The sequence below is a fragment of the Collinsella sp. AM43-1 genome, assembly GCF_003467925.1.
Lineage (GTDB): Bacteria > Actinomycetota > Coriobacteriia > Coriobacteriales > Coriobacteriaceae > Collinsella.
Genome location: NZ_QSFR01000018.1, coordinates 1 through 21173 on the forward strand (window position 1 = coordinate 1; position 21173 = coordinate 21173).

Annotated in this window: 14 protein-coding genes and 2 tRNA genes; 1 reads left to right on the top strand and 15 read right to left on the bottom strand. The window is 55.8% G+C overall.

Going from position 1 to position 21173, the window contains the following annotated elements; translation table 11 throughout:
* Positions 1-597: 597 nt before the first annotated feature.
* From DW925_RS08300 to DW925_RS08365, 14 genes are all read right to left on the bottom strand, one after another.
* Positions 598-1395 (bottom strand): TraX family protein, encoded by a 798-nt coding sequence (locus DW925_RS08300; RefSeq protein ID WP_117790798.1) that lies wholly within the window; start codon positions 1393-1395, stop codon positions 598-600.
* A gap of 199 nt (positions 1396-1594) precedes the next feature.
* Positions 1595-1667 (bottom strand) — tRNA-Lys (locus DW925_RS08305).
* Positions 1668-1695: 28 nt separating this feature from the next.
* The gene (locus tag DW925_RS08310; protein ID WP_117790799.1) at positions 1696-2976 is read right to left on the bottom strand and encodes an aminopeptidase; all 1281 of its coding nucleotides are present in this window, start codon (positions 2974-2976) and stop codon (positions 1696-1698) included.
* A gap of 89 nt (positions 2977-3065) precedes the next feature.
* Entirely contained in the window at positions 3066-3641 is a 576-nt protein-coding gene (locus DW925_RS08315) for a hypothetical protein (protein WP_117790800.1), read from the bottom strand.
* Positions 3642-4520 (bottom strand): phosphoribosylaminoimidazolesuccinocarboxamide synthase, encoded by an 879-nt coding sequence (locus DW925_RS08320; RefSeq protein ID WP_035136481.1) that lies wholly within the window; start codon positions 4518-4520, stop codon positions 3642-3644.
* Positions 4521-4638: 118 nt separating this feature from the next.
* Positions 4639-6204 carry a cell wall metabolism sensor histidine kinase WalK gene (locus DW925_RS08325; protein WP_117786700.1) on the bottom strand — a complete coding sequence of 522 codons (1566 nt, stop codon included), beginning with the start codon at positions 6202-6204 and terminating at the stop codon, positions 4639-4641.
* Positions 6205-6215: 11 nt separating this feature from the next.
* The gene (locus DW925_RS08330) at positions 6216-6938 is read right to left on the bottom strand and encodes a response regulator transcription factor (protein WP_006236208.1); all 723 of its coding nucleotides are present in this window, start codon (positions 6936-6938) and stop codon (positions 6216-6218) included.
* A gap of 153 nt (positions 6939-7091) precedes the next feature.
* Complete coding sequence (locus DW925_RS08335) at positions 7092-8303, bottom strand: twin-arginine translocation signal domain-containing protein (RefSeq protein ID WP_117786702.1); 1212 nt, start codon at positions 8301-8303, stop codon at positions 7092-7094.
* The gene (locus tag DW925_RS08340) at positions 8303-8566 is read right to left on the bottom strand and encodes a TIGR03905 family TSCPD domain-containing protein (protein WP_117629999.1); all 264 of its coding nucleotides are present in this window, start codon (positions 8564-8566) and stop codon (positions 8303-8305) included. The genes DW925_RS08335 and DW925_RS08340 overlap by 1 nt, the downstream gene beginning before the upstream one ends.
* A gap of 113 nt (positions 8567-8679) precedes the next feature.
* A complete protein-coding gene (locus tag DW925_RS08345) occupies positions 8680-10479 on the bottom strand; it encodes a diguanylate cyclase (RefSeq protein WP_117584010.1) in 1800 nt (599 codons plus the stop codon).
* The gene (locus DW925_RS08350) at positions 10476-11312 is read right to left on the bottom strand and encodes an ABC transporter substrate-binding protein (RefSeq protein WP_158565761.1); all 837 of its coding nucleotides are present in this window, start codon (positions 11310-11312) and stop codon (positions 10476-10478) included. Before DW925_RS08350 ends, DW925_RS08345 begins: the two co-directional genes overlap by 4 nt.
* A 344-nt stretch (positions 11313-11656) precedes the next feature.
* Entirely contained in the window at positions 11657-13579 is a 1923-nt protein-coding gene (locus DW925_RS10140) for an Ig-like domain-containing protein (RefSeq protein ID WP_158556509.1), read from the bottom strand.
* A gap of 1724 nt (positions 13580-15303) precedes the next feature.
* Positions 15304-16647: an adenylosuccinate lyase gene (gene purB, locus DW925_RS08360; protein WP_117584013.1), complete on the bottom strand. Its 1344-nt coding sequence runs from the start codon at positions 16645-16647 to the stop codon at positions 15304-15306.
* Positions 16648-17072: 425 nt separating this feature from the next.
* Positions 17073-17147 (bottom strand) — tRNA-Gly (locus DW925_RS08365).
* A gap of 295 nt (positions 17148-17442) precedes the next feature.
* Here DW925_RS08365 and DW925_RS08370 point away from each other — a divergent pair.
* Positions 17443-20874 (top strand): SpaA isopeptide-forming pilin-related protein, encoded by a 3432-nt coding sequence (locus DW925_RS08370; RefSeq protein WP_117584014.1) that lies wholly within the window; start codon positions 17443-17445, stop codon positions 20872-20874.
* Between the two features lie 66 nt (positions 20875-20940).
* Here DW925_RS08370 and DW925_RS08375 read toward each other — a convergent pair whose 3' ends face one another.
* Positions 20941-21159, bottom strand: coding sequence for a hypothetical protein (locus DW925_RS08375; protein ID WP_117584015.1), 219 nt, complete (start codon positions 21157-21159; stop codon positions 20941-20943).
* Positions 21160-21173: the final 14 nt, after the last annotated feature.

Below are 21173 nucleotides of genomic sequence, written 5' to 3' on the forward strand. Positions count from 1 at the left end.
CCGGGGGCGGGAATCGCGCACTCCATATTTTGTTCACAAATGAATAAGTCCCTCAGTCGCATCACTGAGGTTAAAACTGAAGCATTGGCTTCTGATATTGGCGATGACCAGCTGGTTTATAGGTGTTAAGGCATCAGTCATCTCTGGAGCGCCACTTTACTCCAAAAGCATCAGCTATTTGTTTCCCGTCGGTAAAAGGCAGGTTTTGTTCGCCAAGCGTTCTTATATATAGAGAAGTTCGGGTTCGAACCCGTGCACCGGCAACAAAAAAGCGACCAGCCGGAGCCGATCGCTTTCTATTCTATGCTGGATCATCCAGAGGGCGCTTCCGAACTCATTTTCTCGCTGCCATTCATGCTTTCGAAGCATCGTTCGACCTCCACAGCCTCATGTTTTGAGGATCTGCCGTGTTTATCACTGTTATTAATGAGTGTGTGGAAGTGATCCTCATACAGATACGTGCGATCCGCCAGAGAACTGAGAAGCATCTCTCTGCAGCCCTCGTTGCCTATCCTCGCATCTCTCAGGTCTTCCGGAAATTCACAAGCAGTCTTAGGGTCAATTTGTTTCCGTTTTCAGAGACTTGTTTGAGAGTTTTTAAAGACAGTTCAAAACAATAAGTGAGACACCATAAAGCAGAGCAAGATGTGCCGGATAGAAAATGTAGAAGAAATATTTGAGCTTCAGCCCTCGCTTACCATTATAAAGATTGATAAGCAGCAACGAAACGACCGCGGCAGCAACATCAGGATTAAATACACTAGCTGTAGCAAACTCAAATCCGCCGCCAACTATATGGCATGACGAAAGGAGCACTGCACATACTGCAGCAAAGAACATCTTGGCCTTGCTGTCGTGGAATAAATAGAATGCAGCCACAAGCATAATGCCATACACACCGCCATCTAGTTTAGTGTATTCAGCTGCCAGTGCTGTCAAAACAATCAGAGCAGTTTCTGCGATGTATCTTTTCCGTTTTGAAAGACTTTGTATCTTTTCCAGAACAATCAAAAAGACCAAGGAAAGCAGGAGCTCACACATAACATTTTGTTGCCGAAGGTCGAATAGTTGCCCGGTTTGAACGAAATCGTATATGGGCTCCGCAATGATTGCGAAGACAAGCATATTTCGCAGGTACTTCTTTATGTCATGAGTATGCAAAAATCCCTCAACTATCAAAAAGCAAAATATGGGAAATGCAATTCTGCCAAGAACATGAAGCACATCCGAAGCCTCGCTTAGAATCGCCCACTGTTCGTCTGATATCTGACTGTACGATGCGTGAGTCATAATTCCATTGGTCAGGACGATCCTGCTTACATGATCGAGAACCATCGAAATGGCTGCTATTATCTTTAATGTGCTGCCGTTAATTCCGTATCTATCTGTTTTCATTTCGTTTTCCTTTCTTTGGGTGGGCCGTCAGGGGTTCAGCCTGCTCCGCAGGCTGCCGCTGCGGCGCTTTCGCGCCTTGCGCGCTGCGCTGGCAAACGCTCACGCGTTTACTCAGCTCCGCGCCCCGACGGGTTCGAACCCATGAAAGGGCGACAAAAAAGACGGCCAACCGAAGTAGACCGTCTCAACAATCTTTGGGTGGGCCGTCAGGGGTTCGAACCCTGGACCTTGGGATTAAAAGTCCCCTGCTCTGCCAGCTGAGCTAACGGCCCGCGGGTGGCATTGTACCACGGTCTGGGACTATTCCCAACTCCATTGGCCGTTCTGGAAAATCACAACTTCACGTCCATCAGGCGTAATGCCCGTAATATCGATATCGTCCGTGCCGATCATAAAATCGACGTGCGTGCTCGAGACGTTTACGCCATGCTCCAGGAGCTCCTCCTTGGACATGTCATACCCACCCTCGATGCATTCGGGGAAACCGACACCTAGCGCGAGATGGCAGCTAGCGTTCTCATCATAGAGCGTGTCATAGAACAGAACACCACTTTCACGGATCGGCGTGTTCTTGGAGATAAGCGCGATCTCACCCAGATGAGCGGCACCTTCATCGGTGTCAATAATGCTCGCAAGCGTCGCCTTACCCACGCGGGCATCGTAGTCCACTACGCGGCCCGCCTCGAACTTAATCCAAAAATCGTCAACCTTGTTACCGTGGTGAATGAGCGGCATAGCCGAATACACGATACCGTCGGCACGCATACGATCAGGCGAGGTGAAGACTTCCTCGGTGGGAATGTTGGGGAAGAAGGGGTGCCCATCGGGCGTCTTGCCCTTGCCGCCGGCCCACTCGTGACCTTTCGTCATGCCAATCGTCAGATCGGTTCCATTTGCCGAGGTGTAATGCAGGTAGTCGAAACGATTGTCGTTCAGGAAACGCAGGTTCTTTTCGAATGCGGCGTCATGGAGTTCCCAGTCGCTCTCTGGGTCCTGGCCATCGGCGCGCGCGGTGTGCAGAATCGCATTCCACAGCTTATAGATTGCAACCTCATCGGCGTCTCCCGGGAACACCTCGTGCGCCCAAGCCACGACCGGAGCGCCGGCGATGCACCACGGATTGATGTTGTAGTCCAGTCCGCGGCGGAAGACCTTGCACTGCGTATTCCTTGCCTTAGAAGCTGCAGCAGGCTTGGCTGGATCGATGCCCTTGAGGGCCGCAGGATCCGCCCCCTCGATAAAGACAAAGCAGGCACCATCCTGGGCCAGGGAATCCAGCTGCATGCGCTTCCACTCGGGTGTCTGCTCAAAATAGCTTTTCTCGACATGCTCGTACGTGAGCCTCGTCACGGCATCATCGGCCCAAATGACCGTCACGTGGCCAGCGCCGGCGGCATAAGCCTCCGCGACCACCACGCGGGCAAAGGATGCGCACTCGACCGGAGACTGAACGACAACCTCCTGGCCGGGCTTGACGTTTACGCCCTTGCGGACAACCAAGCGCGCATAGTTTTTAATCTTGGGCTCCAGGGCCTTCATGCCCTCCAGAGCCTCTTCGACCGTCAGGGCAGCTCGAATCATGTGCCACTCCATCTATCTATAGAACAGTAAAAAGGCGCGCCGCAAAAACGACGCGCCTTATATCTTAGCGATAAGTATGTATGCAAACGCTACTTCTTCTTGGAGTCCTTCTTATCCTCCTCGGCAGCCGAGCGCTCGATAAGAGCGTTGAGCTTGTTCTCGGACATGCCCTCGGCCTGCGTGCGGTACATGTTGCGCAGGGGACGAATACGAACGAAGTCGTAGATAAAGTCACCCAGAATGATGACATAGGACAAAACGATGCCGACCATCTGGACGGGGCTGGACACCGTGCCGCCGGGAGCGAAGTAGAGCGAAGCCCAAATTGCCACGACGAGTACCATGCCGATGGCGAGCACGGCCCACCAGATACGACGGCGCTTGGTGTAGTCTTCATCCTGCTTGAGAAGGATATTCGACACCGTGTAGATGCGGTCCTCCTTGGCGCGCTGCTTAGCCTTGCGGGCGCGCTTCTCCTCTTTAGAGAGGCCCTCGAGGTTCTCGCCCTTCTCGAGCTCTTTGCGGCGAGCTTTAGACGAAGCTGGCACGACGCGGACAGAGCTCGCTGCCTGACGGGCAGGCTTAGCAGATGCGGCGGACTTGCGCGCAACCCCGGTAACCTCGTGGGATTGCGTGCGCTTGTTCGTGGCGCTACGGGTACTCACTTATGCGTTCTCCTTCATGCTTGTGAACTGGGAGCCCGTGATGATCTGGAAGGCCTCGCGATAGCGCTCGGACGTGCCATCGATGACCTCGGCGGGCAGGTGCGGGGTCTCCCCCGTCATATCCCAGTTGGCCTTGAGCCAATTGCGGACGAATTGCTTGTCGTAGCTAGGCTGGATCTTGCCCTCCTCGTAGCTGGCAGCAGGCCAGAAACGGCTGGAATCGGGCGTGAGGCACTCGTCGATCAGCGTGACCTTGCCATCAATAACTCCAAACTCGAACTTGGTGTCGGCAATGATGATGCCACGGGTCGCGGCGTACTCGGCAGCGGCCTTGTAGATCTTGAGGGAAAGGTCACGAATCTGCGTGGCGATATCCTCGCCCACGATCTCGCAGCAACGCTCGAACGAGATGTTCTCGTCGTGGTCACCAATCTCGGCCTTCGTGGACGGCGTGAACAGCGGCTCGGGAAGCTTGGAAGCCTCGGTCAGGCCCTCAGGCAGCTGGATGCCGCAGACGGTGCCGTTCTCGTCGTAGGTCTTCTTGCCCGAACCGGTCAGATAGCCGCGGACGATGCACTCGATAGGAATCGTCTGGGCCTTCTTAACCAGCATGGCGCGGCCAGCGAGGTAGTCACGATACTCAGCAAACTCCTCGGGGAAATCCGCCGGGTCGATGGAAACGAGATGGTTGGGGACGATGTCGGCAAACTTATCAAACCAGAATGCCGAGATGCGATTGAGCACCTCTCCCTTAAACGGAATCTCGTCGGGAAGAATGAAGTCGAACGCAGAAATGCGGTCGGTGGCGACCATCAGCAGGTTTTCACCGGCATCGTAGATATCACGAACCTTGCCACGGGAATCCGGACGACGCTCCATCGTTGTCACGTGAGTCACTCCTTACCAAAATACGACAGTAATGCGGGTTCTTTCCCGCACGTTTTCGCAAACTCGGAGCGGCAGGGACGAAACCCCTCCTTCACCGAATAGCGAAAAGCTAGTGCTCCATTGTAGTAGATGCCGCGTCCGCCGTGTGCTCGCGAGGCAGATGAATCGTAAAAGTCGTACCCTTTCCAAGCTCCGACTCCACGGAAATGTAGCCATGATGTCGCTCGACGATCTGTTTAGTCACGGCGAGGCCCACGCCCAGACCGCCCGCCTCACGGGCACGGCTAGCATCGGCGCGCCAAAAACGGCCGAAGATGCGCGACAAGTCATCCTTGGCAATACCGATGCCGGTATCAGAAACGGCGACGCTGACGTGTTTGCGGTCACTGAGCACCGACACCACGACCCAACCGCCCTCGGGGGTATAGCGCATGGCGTTGCTCATGAGATTGATGACGCATTGTGTGATCATGTCGGGATCGGCTTCGACGACATCGTCGTGACCTTGCGTCTCGTCAGCAAAGCGCAAGCGCAGATCGCGGTCGACAAACAGGCGCTCCTGGGCATTGACGATGGAACGCACGAAAGGAACCATGTCCACCGGCTCAAGGTTGAGCGGAGCCGTGCTGTTTTCCATGCGCGACAGGTCGAGCATCTGCTGCACCAGACGAGCCAGGCGACGCGTCTCGGAAGCAACGGTTTCCAGATGCTCGTCGTCGGTGGGATACACCCCATCCTGCATGGCTTCGACTGTCGCGAGCATGGCCATAAGCGGAGTACGAAGTTCGTGAGCCACGTCTGAGGTCAGGCGCTTCTCGTGTTTCATATCCTTCTCGAGCGAAGTGGCCATCTCATCGAAGGTCTCACCCAGCTGATCAATCTCGTCATCACCGCGCAAACCAGTACGAGCGGACAGATCGCCATCGCGAATTTGCTTGGCCGTGCTCGTAATACGATGAATCGGCTTGGTGAGCATGCGCGACACGAGCGATCCGATAACGACCGAAATGCAGATTGCAACAACCGCGGCGAGGGCCATGGCGTTAAAGGTCTTCTCCCTAAATGCAGAATCCGCCTTGGTGAGCAAGGCATCGGAGCCGATGGCCCATAGCTTTACCTGTCCGACATGCTCGCCCGAAGACGTTATGATTTCGACGTTGGCAACGCTATCGGAGTCGGTTGGAGCAGACGAGACCGGGCTATGCGATGCTTTTTTACCGCTCGAGCTGCTCGACGCCGATTCGCTCTCGCGCACATCGGCGGTCGCGCTTGCCGAAGGCCATGAGTCGTCATAGACGACAACGCCCTTCTTGTTGACGACCTGCATACTCAGGTCGTCGGATACCAAACTCGATGTCGCGACCGTGCGCAGCTCGCCCGCAGTCCAGTTGCCGTTTTCCTCATACGACGTCGCAAGCTTTTCGGCAGCAGAATTGGCGATCTCGACGATATTGGAGCGCGTGTAATCCGAAAAGACCGTGCCCCACACAACAGAGACCACGCCCACCAGCACCAATACCGTCATGAGCGATGTCAGAGCAAAAGCAAGTGCCATGCGCGAGGGATAGCTCATCGTTGGCCGTGAATCGGAACGAGGCGTGTTCCAACTAGCCTTGGAACCCGCCTCGCTCTCCTGCTTGTGCTTTTGTCCGATTTCAAAGCGCGCAGGTGTCATATGTGATTTCCCTATTTCTCGTCCGACTTATCGGTCTTGGCCGGAGCCTCGAAGCGATAGCCGACACCGTGGACGGTGTAGAGCCACTTGGGCTTCTTGGGATCATCGCCCAGCTTGGCGCGAAGGTTCTTCACGTGGCTATCGATGGTGCGCTCATAGCCCTCAAAGTCGTAGCCGAGCACCTTCTCGACCAGCTCCATGCGGTTGTAGACGCGACCGGGGTGACGGGCAAGCGTGGTGAGCAGCTTAAACTCGGAAGCCGTCAGGTCGACTTCCTTGCCCTCGACCAAAATCTTGTGGCCCGAGATATCGATGACCAGATCGCCGAAGTCGAGTACCTCGACGGCTGGCTCGTCGGCCTGATGGGCACGGCGGAACAAGGCGCGTACGCGCGCGACAAGCTCGCGCGGCGAGAACGGCTTAATCAGATAGTCGTCGGCGCCGAGCTCAAGACCGATAATACGGTCCTCGATCTCGCCCTTGGCAGTCAGCATGATGATGGGGACATCCGAGGTATCGCGAATGGTGCGGCAAACGCGCTCGCCGGGGATCTTGGGGAGCATAAGGTCGAGCACGACCAGGTCAAACTGATGCTTCTCGAACTCCTCGATCGCGGACTGGCCGTCGCCGACACCCACAACCCAGTAGCCTTCGCGCTCGAGATAGGCAGCGACGGCGTCACGGATTGCCTTCTCATCCTCGACCAGCAGAATCTTTTTTGCATCTGAAGCCATAACACGGCCCCCCTGTCTCAATCAGCTAAGAACAAGCCCATTTTAACGCACCTGAGCCCGCCGGATGCCACTATGACGCGGCAGCTCGGCGGGCGGTACTCACAATTACAACGCGTTTATTCCCCTGTTGGCGCCTTTTTAACCCCTCTAAGCTTAAAGAGAGAATAGGCGTGCGGTGACCGTCTCGGGTATACCCTGGCTGTTGCGCACCGTGGCGTACGTAAGGAATGAGTCCGATTTTCCCGCCGTAGCTGGATAATCGCCATATTCCAAAGCGCGGTCGGGCGACAACAGCGAGCCATAGGTCTTGGCAGAGGTGTCGATGAGAAAATGCGATGCCTGTACCTTAACGAGATATTTATTCTTCTTGCCGGCAGCACATGCGAGCGGCTCGCGGGACAGAAAGAGGTATGGCCCTCCCTCATTACCGATATACGTGCCCATGTTGCCCAGGCTGCCCACGTCACTATAGGTCGCCTCGATAGAAAACACGAAGGTATCGCCCATATATACGGCCTCGAAAGGCGAGACTGACGAGGGAAGGACTAGCTGGGCACGTTTGGTGTTGTTGCCATCGGTCAGATCGATTGCCGTTATGCCATAGTAGACGCCTTCGTCGTTGCGGACACGCGGCGAGATGGTCAAAATGCCGTCGCTCGCGCGCGGGGCCGATGCAAAGCGGCCCATCGATTTCCAAATTACCTCGGCCTTGGATTCATCAAGCGAGCGACGATAGCAAAACGAATCACTACTCGTTTTATTGCCGCCTGCCGAAGGCATTTTATACCAGATGACCGATGACCCGAACGCCGTAAACAGGGGCGGATCATAGTCCTTGCCACCTCGATCGAGCTCAGCCACGTCGCCAGAGAGCGAAGCGCCCGACAGATTTTGAGCGTAGAGCTTCCACGATGAATTGGCAAAGTTCATCTCAACCCACGCAAACACGCCATCGCCGGCACGGACATCGTAAAAAGCATATCCCGTGCCCTCGATAGGATCCTCGATTAATGTGGTAAGCGAGCCATCGCCCAGGTTGAGCACACCAAGCGTATTGGCATGCAGAGCAGAAGCAGGCGCCATCATCGCGGCGGCGTAGTCGCCATCGCAGTAGTACAGCAGCGTGCCCAGCGGCAGCGTCCACGACGCCGCCGGCTCAAGATCGATATCAACAGCTTCGTACTCATCAGTGATCGAGACAATCTTCGAATCGTCCTTGATAACCTGCGGCTCGCCGGCGGCATCGTCGCTGGTGCCCGTTTTTTTCGAGCAACCGGCAAGCACCGTGGCAGCGCCCGCGGCAGCACCGCCGAGCACAAAGCCACGGCGCGATATTCCATTCTTGATGTGGTCGGCGATACCCATTAGGCGATCTCGGCGCGAGCGGCCTCGATAGCGCGCGTAAGCTGATCGGCGCAAGAGGTCTTTTTCATACCGCAGGTATTACCGGCGAGAACCTCGATTACGCGATCGGCAGGAGCACCCTCGACTAACTTGGAGATAGCCTTGAGATTGCCGTTGCAGCCACCGGTAAACTCGACGCCCACCACCTTGTTGCCGTCATCGGACAGGTCAAGGTGGATATTGCGAGCGCATACGCCCTGAGGCTTGTAATCAAAACTAATCATTGCGTTCCCCTCTCGTAAAGCAATTTCAGACGTCTATTATCCCCGTCCGAACCGATAAAGTATCGCGGGCACCGATTCAACATTCCCCAATGCGCAAACCGGCGGCAGCAATACTAGCAATCTGCTTCCCGAGCGTGGACTTTTCGTTTCTCTTGATACATGTTGTGGTCAGCGATGTGGTACATCTCGGTCAGTGTACATCCGGGTGTCTCTGCCGTCGCGACACCAAACGACGCACTGACTGTCAGCACCTCATCGCTCGCAGCAGCAAGGCTGAGGCGAAGATCTTGCACTACTTCACATGCGGATTCGCGATCGGTGTGAGGGCAAATCAACAAGAACTCGTCGCCACCAATGCGCATAGGCACAAACTTCTCGCCTGCCGCCCGCCTCAATACAGACGCCGTACGCCGTAGCAGCTCATCGCCCATTTCGTGACCGTAGAGATCGTTGGTATGCTTGAGGAAATTGCAGTCCATCATGATCACACTCACGGGCAGGGACTCGTTCACCAGATCGTCGCCAAGGGACTCAAGGTAATTTCTATTGCGAAGTCCCGTCAGCTTGTCCTGGAAAGAGAGCTCCTCGGCGCGCTTTGTCATCGAGATGTTATGCGTCGCCACGACGACCGATTCCAGTCGACCCCGCTCATCGCGGCGCTGTGGAACAACCTGCAGCGAATACCACGTACCTCGGCAATCTCGCACCTCGGCATCCAAGTACGGCACGCCCTCCATACGATCCCGAAGTGTCTTTATATCTAAGAGCTCCATGACCGCCTCGCGACTTTCGGGACTCACAATGTCTCGGCAAACCGTTGCAAAAAAGTCATATGCCTCGGCGTGCTCGGCAAATATCTTCGCCACCGATGGCGACATGTTAATTCCCTCGATCTCGAGCGTATCGAGATGCAGCAGGAAGGTCGACTCATATATGGAACTGATAGCATTGATGATGCCGAGTTGCTTGTCCTTTTCGGCCAAATTGCGACGATCGGCAATGTTGCGCGCCAACAGCACTACAACCCAAAACGCCAAGAGCACCAGCACGCCGGCAGCGATAAATGAAATCCTGCCCGACATGACCTCAGATTTGGGATAAAGCGCAAACAGGCGATAGTCCTCATACGCCGCACGCACGGCATACCAGGTACTTCCCCGATATTCGATACGTGTTAAGCCTTCGTCTTTCCAATCAATTCCGCTATCGGCAAGAAGCCGGGCAAGGGTTAGATCGACATTCGAATCGTTTGAGGAAACGATCTGCATATCGCGCATCACGAGCACCGTTGGGCTCTGATGGAATGTGTTGTTCACGAGCACGTCGGCGATCGTATACGAATAATCATCGGCGGGCTCGAGCGCAAGCGATCGATACCCCAGCGCTACGCCATCACCGTACGGAACAACACTCACGGCAAAATCGACATCGCGACGCTCAACGACCGTCGAGTAGGACACCTTGGATCCTCGATACATCGATGCGACCGACGAACAGGCCAGCTCCTCTCGCCACAGCATCAGCGGATCGCGACCATCAATATCGTAATGAGCGGCCATATGGCCGTCGGCGTCCATGACCAACATTCCCGAAAGGTGCTCGGTATGGACGTACTCCTCGACGAGGTCATCGTTGACTTCAACGTGATCAGACGGCAAGAACGTCGAAAACGACTCGAGCACGGCATCCAAATTGTGCGTCGCTTCGGTTTTTCTTCCCTGTTCATATCGGTCATATTTTTCGCAGGCGTTTTTTAAAAACACCATGGTTTCCTGACCAAACCCAAGCGTTTTATCGAGACAGCGATGCGTGCCGACCATATACAGCAGACCCAACAGAACAGCGCTGACCACAACGCAGATAGCCGCGGTGACTAATGCCTTTCGGCGCAAGCGGCGCTCATCATTTGTCATGATTCCGCTCCTTGCCCGTCCGTCGTCGCCCCTGCCTTGTACTTGCCCACAATGCGCTCAATCGTGCCATCTCGATCCATCTCGAACAGCACGGTATTGAGGTTTTTGACGTACTCCCCCTCATAGCCGTCCTTAAACGCGACGCCAAGGTCAACCGTCATAACGTTGTCAGCGAACACGCGGTAAAGGCCGGGATACTGGGCGACAAGTCGATCAAGCGGCTGAACGTCCGCCATCCAACAGTCGACATACCCTTTGGCGAGGGCGGCTTTGCAGAGCTCGGCAGAACCGTACGATTTGATTTGCACGTCCGGCGAGATTTCCAGATCCCCTGCGAGCAATCGGCGTTCGCTCACCGAGCCCGCAATCACCGCGATGGTCTTGCTTCCATCGAGATGCGCCAAGGACTTGATGCCGCTCGTTTTCTTGGCGGCAACCGAGACCGTCGCGGTTAGATACGGCTCGGTCCAGTAATACTTATCCTCGCGATAACAGGGAGAATAATCACACCACAGGCAATCGATATCACCGTTTTTGAGCAGCCGGTCGCGATCGTTCCAGTCAATATCGACAAACTGTGGCTTGAGCCCCGCACGCTTGCAGGCCTCGCGGGCGATGTCGATATCGATACCGACGTAATCGCCCGTGGTATCGATATACACATAGGGGTCGTTATCCGTAACGCCGATTTTGAGTACTGGGAGATCTTTGTCGGCTTCATTCGAGGAGGAAGAGCTGCTTCGAACGGTATACGTCAGGGCGACCACACAGGCAGCAACAAGGAGCATGAGCGTAAACGAGACAATGGTGACTCGCTTGATACGTCCGGGCACGCGCCTCCCTTCATCGAAACAGCAGTCGGATTTCATTTTATACCCGGGGCTGATGCGGCAATAAAAAAAGCGCCTCGCCCAAGACGGGCAAGGCGCCAATGGTCCAAATGCAACCGCAAGCGGTCGAATTAGTTTAACCCTACTCGAAGCTCAACTGCTCCCGAATGCACCCCCGACCGCCGCCTCGTTCAGGCCGTTGGCGCCGACCGCGTATCTGGCGGTTTCCGACGCGCCGCACTGCACGCGACACACGGGCTGAAGTCTTTAACGGAAAAGCCCCGTTAGTAAGACGAGTTACCAACAGGGCTTGGACTGAAAGGTCGCGCTTAAACGAGAGGGGCGCCCTAACGCTCGAGACGTTTGCGCATAAGCGCGAAGGCAATCAACGAAGCGCCGGCAACGGCCATAATAAAGGCGACGGCAGGGGCCTGATCGCCCGTATTGGCGAGCGCACCCTTAGTAGTCTTAGTAGACTTTTTGGTCACCCTGGTCGTCGTCTGCTGACCAGGCTGGGACGGCGTCACGGGCTGCGTAGGCTGAGCCGGCTCCCCATTGGCCTCCTCGCCCGTCACCACGTACGTCGAGAAGTGGCTCGTGCGGAAGCAGAGGTAGTCCCCCTCGATCCACGTATCCATAGCCTGGGTGGAACCATCCTCAGCAACGTAGAGCACCTTGAGATTGGTGAGCGCCTTCATGGCGGCAGTCATCTTGACACGGACGATGAAGGACATGCCTTCGTAGTCCTCGATAACCTCGCCGTCCTTGAGAAGCTTGATATCGAGCTTATCGGCAACCTTGGTACTCCCCTGCTCAAGGCCGGAAATTGTAGCATTGGCGGCGTCGGTAAGATTTGTCGGTTCCTCGACCACAAGAGAGATGCTGTTGTTCTGGGCAATGCCGGCAGCGGCATTGTTCTCGGCGCTTACGCTAACGTCCGTTCCGTCGCTACCTGCAACGCCCGCAATGGTCCTCGCCGCTACAGTAACGGTACAGGTCGTTGTTTTGTCACCACAGGTGGCGGTGATCGTGGCGGTACCGGCCTTAAGCGGCGTCACGACGCCGTCTTTGACCGTAGCGATCGACGAGTCGCTGGAGGCCCAGCTCACCGTCGTATCGTCTGCATCGACAGGACTCACCGTTGCGGAGAGCTTTACGGAGGCATCACCGACGGTAAAGGACAGGCTCGTCTTGTCGAGCTCGACTTTCTGGACGGGGTTGGTCACGGTCACCGAGACGGTTTGGGAGAGCGATTCTGCAGTAATGACAAATGAGCCAGAACCGGTCTTGAGGGCGGTAACGGTGTAGGAGCCATCGCCGTTGTCGACAACCTCAAACGCCTTAGAAGCGCCCGTGTTATCCAGAGCAAGCTTGGTCTCGTCGACCTCGCCCGCAAGGGCTCCAACAAGAGAAATCTTCACGGTGCGCTCTTCGCCCTTCTTGAGGTTAAGAGCGGTCTGGTCGACCGTAAGGTTCGTTGCGGGGTTGGAAACAGTCACCGCGCAATCCTGAGAATAGGTGCCATCTTCGGTCGAAGCAGTGATGGTTGCGGCGCCCTTGGAAACAGACGTCACTTTGCCGGTTTGATCGACCGTAGCGACGCTGTCGTTACTGGACTTCCAGACAACCGTCTGGTCAGCCTCCGCGGGAACGACCGTTGCCTTAAGCTGCTCGGTTGCAGCGCCCACAAGCGTGACCTTCTGCTTATCGAGTGTGATACCCGTTGCAGGTTGAATAACCGTCACCTTGCACGTGGCGCTATACTCGCCGTCCTCAGTGGTAACGGTGATCGTGGCAGCACCGGCCTTGACCGGGGTCACGACGCCGTCCGCAACCGTGGCGACCTCCGGGTCGCTCGAAGACCAGGACACATTCTTATTCGTTGCATTGTTGGGCTCAACCGTTGCGGTCAACGTCGAGGGCTCGCCGCCCACAGCAAGCTTAAGATTCGACGCGCTGAGACTGACGCTCGAGATCCTTACTACCGGAGTGGTTACCGTAATTGTATCCGTGGTTGCAGAGACTCCATCAACTGTTGCCGTGATCGTGGCATTACCGTCACCGACAGCGATAACAAGACCGTTGCCATCGACGGTAAGGACGTTCTCGTTAGAAGAGGACCAGACAACCTTACTGGCCTTATCGTCAGGGGAAACCTTTGCCTTCAACTGCTGAGTCGTGCCCTTGTCCATAGATGTTGAGTAACCATCCGTAATGGAGACCGTAGTTTTTGCAGGTTCCTCGCCCGGCTTGACGACGTGAACGGTCATAGTGTCGCAGAGACGACCACCCAAGTACATTGAAACCGTTGCATCGCCGTAACTATGAGGCACTAAATACCCCAAGTAACTGCCACCATTAAACATCGGTCCTTTTACCTCGAGGACATCGGGATTATCTGAAGTGAAAGAATACTTTGCGCCGGCATAGGAGTCCATCAATTCCTCAGCGCTTTTGCTCAGCACGCCCTTTGGATATTCAAACCCCCTGTCACATTCCAGCCAAAGCCAATCTTTGGATATACTATCTGAACTGACCTCACAGGGAAATGTATAATCGCTCGACACAAACTTAGCCTTCGAAAGGCTCACTTCCGCAGGGTCGACAACCTCTATCTCAAAGGGATGGTCATTGCCAAGGCCATCACGAGCATGAGCCTTAACGGTGCCGGGCTTTATTGCCTTAAACGAGTTTTCACCATCGGTAAGCTCAACAACATCGCTGCTTTCTAGAGAATAGGTTACAGAGCTAACGAGCGCATCCCAATGTGCACGCTGGCATGCCTTCAGTGCTTCATTTGGGGAAACGTTGAGAATGGCAGAAAGATAAGAGCTGTCCCCAACCAGCATCTTTTGTTTTTTGTTCCCACGCTCATTGAATCCAGGCTCCTGATTCTCGGTTACAACATCACATAGCTTCTTCGTCTCGGTCTCGCCGTTGCAATAGTCGACAAGAACCTTGGCCTCTTTTGCATCTTTCGCCAACGCCTCGAGTTGCAAAGAAGCGCTTAGCTCAGAAGTTCCATATGAATAATAATTCGAATTCACCCTTGCCTGAACTTTGGAATCCTTTGAGGGATCTTCCTTTATTTCAAAATATGTAGCCGCACGGGTCTCGTCCTTGGGGTGAACGTAAACTGTCCCCTCTAGCAATGCATAGTGCGTGTTCCCGCATTTTTGCGGACAATCATCCGTGTAACCCAGCGTTGCAGTCGTTGTCGTCGCACCGGATTGGTCATAGGATACGAAACTCACCTTAATTGGATTGAGATTAGCCACGCTCTTAATCTTAAGAGAACCGTTTAAACTCTCGTCAGCCCTGCTCTTCATGGTTATAGTCGTTGTGCCGACTTTGGTGGGACTAATTGTCAACACCCAATCACGTGATTTATAGCTCACTTTAGCGATATCCTCATCAGACGATGTGATATCGATATCACTAGGGTCAATGGGCGCCCATTCGTGATTTTTATTAAAAAAGGAAAGCCTTCCTTTCACCGTCTGTCCAACAGCGACATCAAATTCTGACCACACATCGCCTGTAGACGAATCGTATGGGAGAAACGATGCACCCATGGAACCATCCTGCGACTCCAGCATGACAGCATCCGCATGCGGGGCGGCCACCGTCAGCCCAAACGTTGCCGCCGTTAAAGCAACGCAGATGCCTGCGGCTATCCTCCGAAACCCTTTTCTCATTCCCCTAAGTCCAATCTCTCGTGAAAAAACGCAGCATTCTCCCACACCTTAAAATTGGCTTAAGGATACCCCCCCCCAACGAGCACTTGCAAGCTAATGTTTGCCAGAAGGGGCAAATTAACGGCAAGCGACATTTCTGCAATATACCATCATCCGCTGAAGTGTGACTTTCCCGACGCTCCCACGCAAAAGCCCCGTTGATAAACGCGTTACCAACGGGGCTTGGGCTGAAAGGCCGAGCTTCAACGGAGGCCGAAAGTAAACTGATCGGTTTGACTTCGTCCCCAATCGATCAGTTAGAACTCGAGCTGCTCCAGGCGATCGAAGACCGTGTCGATGCGGGTGAGGAAGTCCCACGGATCAAAGATCTCGTCGAGCTTCTCCTGGCTGACGGTGCAGCGCGGATCGGCCTCGAGACGCTCCTTAAAGGTGGGGCCGGCGGCGCAGTCCTGCACCTCGTGCCAGGTAGCCATGGCGTTTTCCTGCACGATCGCATAGGCATCCTCGCGGGTGATGCCCGTATCGACGAGGGCCAGCAGGACCTTGGAGGAGAAGATGAGGCCGCGAGTCTTGTTGAGGTTGGCCATCATGCGAGCCGGATACAGCTGCAGGCCGTCGATAACGCGAATGAGACACTGGAACATGTGGTCGAGCGCGATGAAGCTATCGGCCTGGGCGACGCGCTCGGCAGAGGAGTGCGAAATGTCGCGCTCGTGCCACAGGGCGACATTGTCGAAGGCGACCTGGGCGTTGGACTTCACGATGCGCGACAGGCCGCAGACCTTCTCCATGGTGATCGGGTTGCGCTTGTGCGGCATGGCGGAGCTGCCCTTTTGACCCTTGCGGAACGGCTCCTCGGCCTCAAGCGTATCGGTCTTCTGCAGATTGCGAACCTCGGTAGCGATGCGCTCGCAGGTGGCCGCCGTGGTGGCGAGGACTCCGGCGAGATAGGCATGATGGTCGCGGGAGATGACCTGCGTGGACAGCGGGTCGTGGACCAGACCCAGGTGCTCGCAGACGTACTCCTCGACAAACGGCTCGATGGAGCTGTACGTGCCGACCGCGCCCGAGATGGCACCGAAGGCAACGTTCTTGCGGGCATCCTCAAGACGATCCAGATCGCGCTTGAGCTCCCAGGCCCAAGAGCCAAACTTCATGCCGAAGGTCATCGGCTCGGCATGGATGCCATGGGTGCGGCCAGCGCAAAGCGTGTTGCGCTCCTCGAAGGCGCGGCGCTTGCAGATCTCGCCGAGCTTTTTGACGTCCTCGATGATCAGATCGCAGGCCTGGGTGAGCTGGTAGCACAGAGCCGTATCGCCCAGATCGGAGCTGGTCATGCCATAGTGAACCCAGCGGCTGGGCTTGGGGTCGCCCTCGGGAACATCAGCGTCGATGTACTCCTTCATGTTGGTCAGGAAGGCAATAACGTCGTGGCGCGTGACTTCCTCGATCTCGTCGACCTTTGCCTTCTCAAAGTTGGCGTGGTCGCGGATCCATTGGGCTTCGTCTTTAGAAATGCCGATCTTGCCGAGCTCCGCCTGGGCCTCGCAGGCCAGGACCTCGATCTCCTGCCAAATGGCGTACTTGTTCTCGAGGGAGAAGATGTGTCCCATCTCCGGGCGGGTATAGCGATCGATCATAGCGGCTCCTTTTTGGTTATTGGCACGTTGGTCGTAACCCAACCATTGTACCGTGCGCGGGTGCAAGTATGGGCAGCAGGCATGAACCTAACATTTTGAAGCAGGAGCGGGCAACGGGACGTCCGCGCGCCCGCGTCGCGGACGCACACCGGCTGTGGTCAGCATGCCCCGGTCCGCAAAGCCGCCGAAGGAGACCGGATCGAACCGAGTGTCCCAGCATCCCCCTTGGCTGATGGAGCGGGCAACGGGACGTCCGCGTATTTGCTTCGCAAATACGCACCGGCTGCGGTCGCCTATCGGCGACCTTGCCTGCTCGCTATAAACGCTTCGCGTTTATTTAACGCTCGCACCCTGTCGGGTTCGAGTCCCGGCACTTTATTGAAAAAAGCACGGCACCGTGATGGTGCCGTGCTTGTGCTCTTAACTGGAGCGGGCAACGGGACTCGAACCCGCGAGTGTCAGCTTGGGAAGCTGATGCCTTACCACTTGGCGATGCCCGCTTGTGTTGGCTAGTATAACGCGGTTGTCTTGTTCGATACAAGGGTGGTGATGCTTGTTTTAGCTGTGGAGATTCGTTTGAAAATCGCGTCAATTGTGGAGATGAGGACCTTTGTCTTTCTTTTCTTACCATCTTCTACCTGTACTTTTATCTGATTGTTGTATTTGAGTTCGCTTTGTCAGAAATCGGGCAAGCTTTTGGTCAGCTTCTGGTACTTACCCGCATGAACCATGGCGGTAGCCTCATCCCAAGCGCCGCGGCCTCCCCGTGCGGCGCACGAGGGATAAGGAGCAGCCATGTCCAACGCACCCACGCACTCTGTCCACAGCGCAATCGCAACAGGTCCGCTGCTCCTGCTCCTCTTCCTGCTTTTCGGCTGCCTGGCACCGGGAGCCGCATTTGCCGTCGATGGCTACGATCAGCTCGGCTTCCGCACCATTAGCGATGATTGTGGGCCCTTCTTCATCGGCAAGTATGAAGCTCAAGACGCCTCGATTGCCTACTGCATGAACCAGGAGCGCCCCGGCCCCACCAAGCCGGGCGGCCCATGGCTCAACTTTGATCAAGGCTGGGTGTGGCTCGACGACGAGTTCGCGGCAATCGTTTGTCACGGATATCCTACCGCCACGTCGTTTGGCGGTTACCATCTTTCACCAGATCGCGCCCGCGCCGCCACCCAACTTGCCGTATGGATGCTCAACGGCACTACCCATGTCGACGGCACCTACTCCTACACGACCGCTCAGGGCAAAACCAAGAGTGGACACTTTACCGCCGACAATGAAGTCGTGGCGGCTGCGCGATGGCTCCACGACAGAGCAAAATCAGGAAGCATCAAAGCCGCTCCGCACCGCGCGCGGCGCTATCTAGGAGCCGTATCGGGCGGCAGCAAACGTCAAGACATGCTCTATGTACTGCCGGCGGTCTCTGTTTCCTTCCAAAAGCAGTCTGCAAACGCTGCCATTACCAGCGGAAACAATACTTATCAGTTTGACGGGGCAACATTCGATGTTTTTGAGAGCGCCAGCGGCGCGCGTGTCGGCACCATCCAGATGGACAGCAACGGTCGAGCGCAGGCAGCACTTCTGCCCAACACGGCATACTACCTAGTTGAAACAAAGGCGCCGGCCGGCTATGTCCCCCGTCGTGATCGCATCGCCTTTACCACGGGGAATGACGGTGAACAGGTCGCCGTTGATGAACAACCCGGCGCCATCACCCTGCATGTCGTAAAACTCGATGCCGCGACGAATGCCGGACCCCAGGTGGGATCTTCACTCGCAGGAGCAGAGTTCACGTGCGTGTCGCAATCCACCCCCGGATGGGCGCAAACCCTCACAACCGATGAAAACGGTCGAGCTACCCTCACCGATGTCCCCCTAGGAACCTTTACCATCTACGAGTCAAAAGCCCCCGAGGGCTACCTGCCAGCCAACGACAGCTGGTCCTATACCGTTGGAGCCGACCATCTCGGTGATTCAGGCGTGGTCGAGATCGAATCGCGCGTTTCCGATATCCCCATTGCGTTTGACCTTGAGATTTCCAAATTCAAGGACTACGGCGATAGCGATCAATCCGGCCTGGAGCAGCCGGCAGGAGGTGTTGTCTTTGAGGTTGTCAGCAACAGCTCTCAGCAGGTTGTTGGCACACTGACCACAAACATCTATGGCTTTGCCTCCACCAAAGATCAGCCAGAAGCATGGTTCGGCGCAGGCAAGCGACCCGCCGGTGTCCACGGAGCCATCCCATACGACCGCGCCGGCTACACCGTTCGCGAGGTTCCGGAAACCGTCCCCGAGGGTTTTAAACGTGCAGGGGAATGGACCGTCGGGGCCAATCAGATTTCCGACGGCGCCGAGCTTCAATATATCGTGGACAACCACGCTCTGTCGACGCATCTCCAGATTGTAAAACGCGATGCCCAAACAGGCGCTTCTGTTCCGCTAGCCGGATTCACCTTCCAACTCCTCGACAGCAATCACAAACCTGTCTCACAAACATGCTGGTATCCAGCACATAATGTAATGGACACCTTTACGACTGACGCGACCGGCACCGTCACACTGCCCGAATCGCTCGTGCCGGGCACCTATTATGTACGCGAAACCTCGGCCAAAGAGCCCTATCTTGTCGGTGAAGAGATCGAGGTAAACATACCCGCCGACATGAACCTAACGCCCTTTGCAATCGCCTCGTATTATGACCACGCCGCGACCGGAAACATCAGGATCGTTAAAACCGATGCCGTAGACGGCAGCAGCCTCGCGGGCGCCATATTTGAGATCCGTGCCTCGGGTGATATCGTGCGCCCCGATGGTAGCATTGCCGCGCTCGACGGTGAGACCGTCGCGACCGTCGCGACGGATGAAACTGGAGAGGCACGCGCGGACGACCTCCCGCTGGGATCTGGCACCGCACGCTACGAGGTTGTCGAGACTCAAGCGCCGACCGGCTTCTTACTCGACCGGACGCACCATATCGTCGACCTTACCTATGCCGACCAGAAAACACCCGTTGTGGAAGCACGGCTTAACGTATCCGACGATTACACCAAGGTTGATATCTCCAAGGTCGATGCAAGCGGAGAGCAGGAAGTGAAAGGTGCACAGCTCACCTTATATGGTCCCGATAAAACCGAAATAGACTCCTGGACCTCATCCGACAAGCCACACCGCATCGAACATCTTGCACCCGGCACCTACTCGTTGCGCGAAACGATGTCTCCGCGGACCTATGACCTTGCCGAGGAGATAACGTTTGAAATAAAGGATACGGGAGAAGTCCAATCCGTCGCGATGAAGGATGCGCCCATCGAGATCAAAGGACAGGTCGACAAGCGTCAGGAACTTGTCCAACCTATCGGGAAGGGTCTGTTGGCTAACGGCGATGGAAAAAACCGCGCCGCGATGCAAACCAATACGGATGGGCTTTTCTCCTATACCATCGATGCTCGAAACGATTCCGCTACTTGGGTTGATGAGTTTACGATTACCGATGATCTTGAGTGCGCCAAAGACGGCACGGCGAGATTCGTCTCAATCGAAACCCCCGTCGCCATCGGCGACCTCAACGGTCTGTGCAACGTGTGGTATCGCACGACGCCGTTGGACTCGACAGACGTCGATGAGCCGGCAAACGCGACGCTTGACGATGGGCACGAAAATCCTTGGCTTGAGTCCGACGAAGTAAAAGAGAGTCTGGGTGAAGATTGCCGCCTCGTCGATTACGACGACTGGCACCTCTGGAAGGCGGATGTCTCGACCACGGAATCCGCCACACTCGAGGCGAAAGAACTCGACCTTGCATCCAATACCGTCGTGACGGGCATTCGCATTGAATACGGTGCGGTAGCCGCCGACTTTACGACTCGAAGCGATACGGATTCTTGGACCCGCGATGATCTCAAAGATGAGCACGACGACCTTGACGATGCCAGAGCAATCCTTGGCACAGACGCTCGGGGCGCAGTCGTGCACATGCAGGCAACGTCGGCTTATACACCCCAAACTGCACTCACCAACAGCGCACGCGTCGATCTTTGCCGCAACGGCGGCGGCGATAAACTTGAGTCACATGACGAGGACAGTGTCATTCAACGCTGTACCCTACCGCAGGACCTACCGGCAACAGGATCAGCCCCCATCGCCGCTTGCATCACCGCGCTCCTGACCTCGGGTGCCGCAGCCCTATGGTTCGCTCGCCTTAGGTCAATCCCAAAGAAGCGCTAGCGCGATGAAAAAGCGGGCGAGCCAGTCCCCCGGCTCGCCCGCTTTCAATCATTTAAATCGCCGTATCTACTCTGCAGACGAAGATCCACCATCAACGATTGCTTGCTCGGACTCATGAATCCCATCGGCACCCGTGCTCTGTTCTTGCTCCACCTCTTCGCTGATTGCGGAGGCGGGGGTCGAGCCCTTCGCGCCCACGATATAGGCGGCTCCAAACCCCAACGCAATGGCAATCAAGGTCAAAATCACGTAGACAGGCCAATGGCGCTTAATATACGAAAACACGTTGACTCCTTAGA

Excerpts from the sequence above, each read along its gene's own strand:
- purB (WP_117584013.1), bottom strand. The coding sequence starts at position 16,647 with ATGATCGATCGCTATACCCGCCCGGAGATGGGACACATCTTCTCCCTC.
- DW925_RS08325 (WP_117786700.1), bottom strand. The coding sequence starts at position 6,204 with ATGACACCTGCGCGCTTTGAAATCGGACAAAAGCACAAGCAGGAGAGC.
- DW925_RS08345 (WP_117584010.1), bottom strand. The coding sequence starts at position 10,479 with ATGACAAATGATGAGCGCCGCTTGCGCCGAAAGGCATTAGTCACCGCG.
- DW925_RS08330 (WP_006236208.1), bottom strand. The coding sequence starts at position 6,938 with ATGGCTTCAGATGCAAAAAAGATTCTGCTGGTCGAGGATGAGAAGGCA.
- DW925_RS08340 (WP_117629999.1), bottom strand. The coding sequence starts at position 8,566 with ATGATTAGTTTTGATTACAAGCCTCAGGGCGTATGCGCTCGCAATATC.
- DW925_RS08320 (WP_035136481.1), bottom strand. The coding sequence starts at position 4,520 with ATGGAGCGTCGTCCGGATTCCCGTGGCAAGGTTCGTGATATCTACGAT.
- DW925_RS10140 (WP_158556509.1), bottom strand. The coding sequence starts at position 13,579 with ATGACCGTTCACGTCGTCAAGCCGGGCGAGGAACCTGCAAAAACTACG.
- DW925_RS08300 (WP_117790798.1), bottom strand. The coding sequence starts at position 1,395 with ATGAAAACAGATAGATACGGAATTAACGGCAGCACATTAAAGATAATA.
- DW925_RS08310 (WP_117790799.1), bottom strand. The coding sequence starts at position 2,976 with ATGATTCGAGCTGCCCTGACGGTCGAAGAGGCTCTGGAGGGCATGAAG.
- DW925_RS08335 (WP_117786702.1), bottom strand. The coding sequence starts at position 8,303 with ATGGGTATCGCCGACCACATCAAGAATGGAATATCGCGCCGTGGCTTT.
- DW925_RS08370 (WP_117584014.1), top strand. The coding sequence starts at position 17,443 with ATGTCCAACGCACCCACGCACTCTGTCCACAGCGCAATCGCAACAGGT.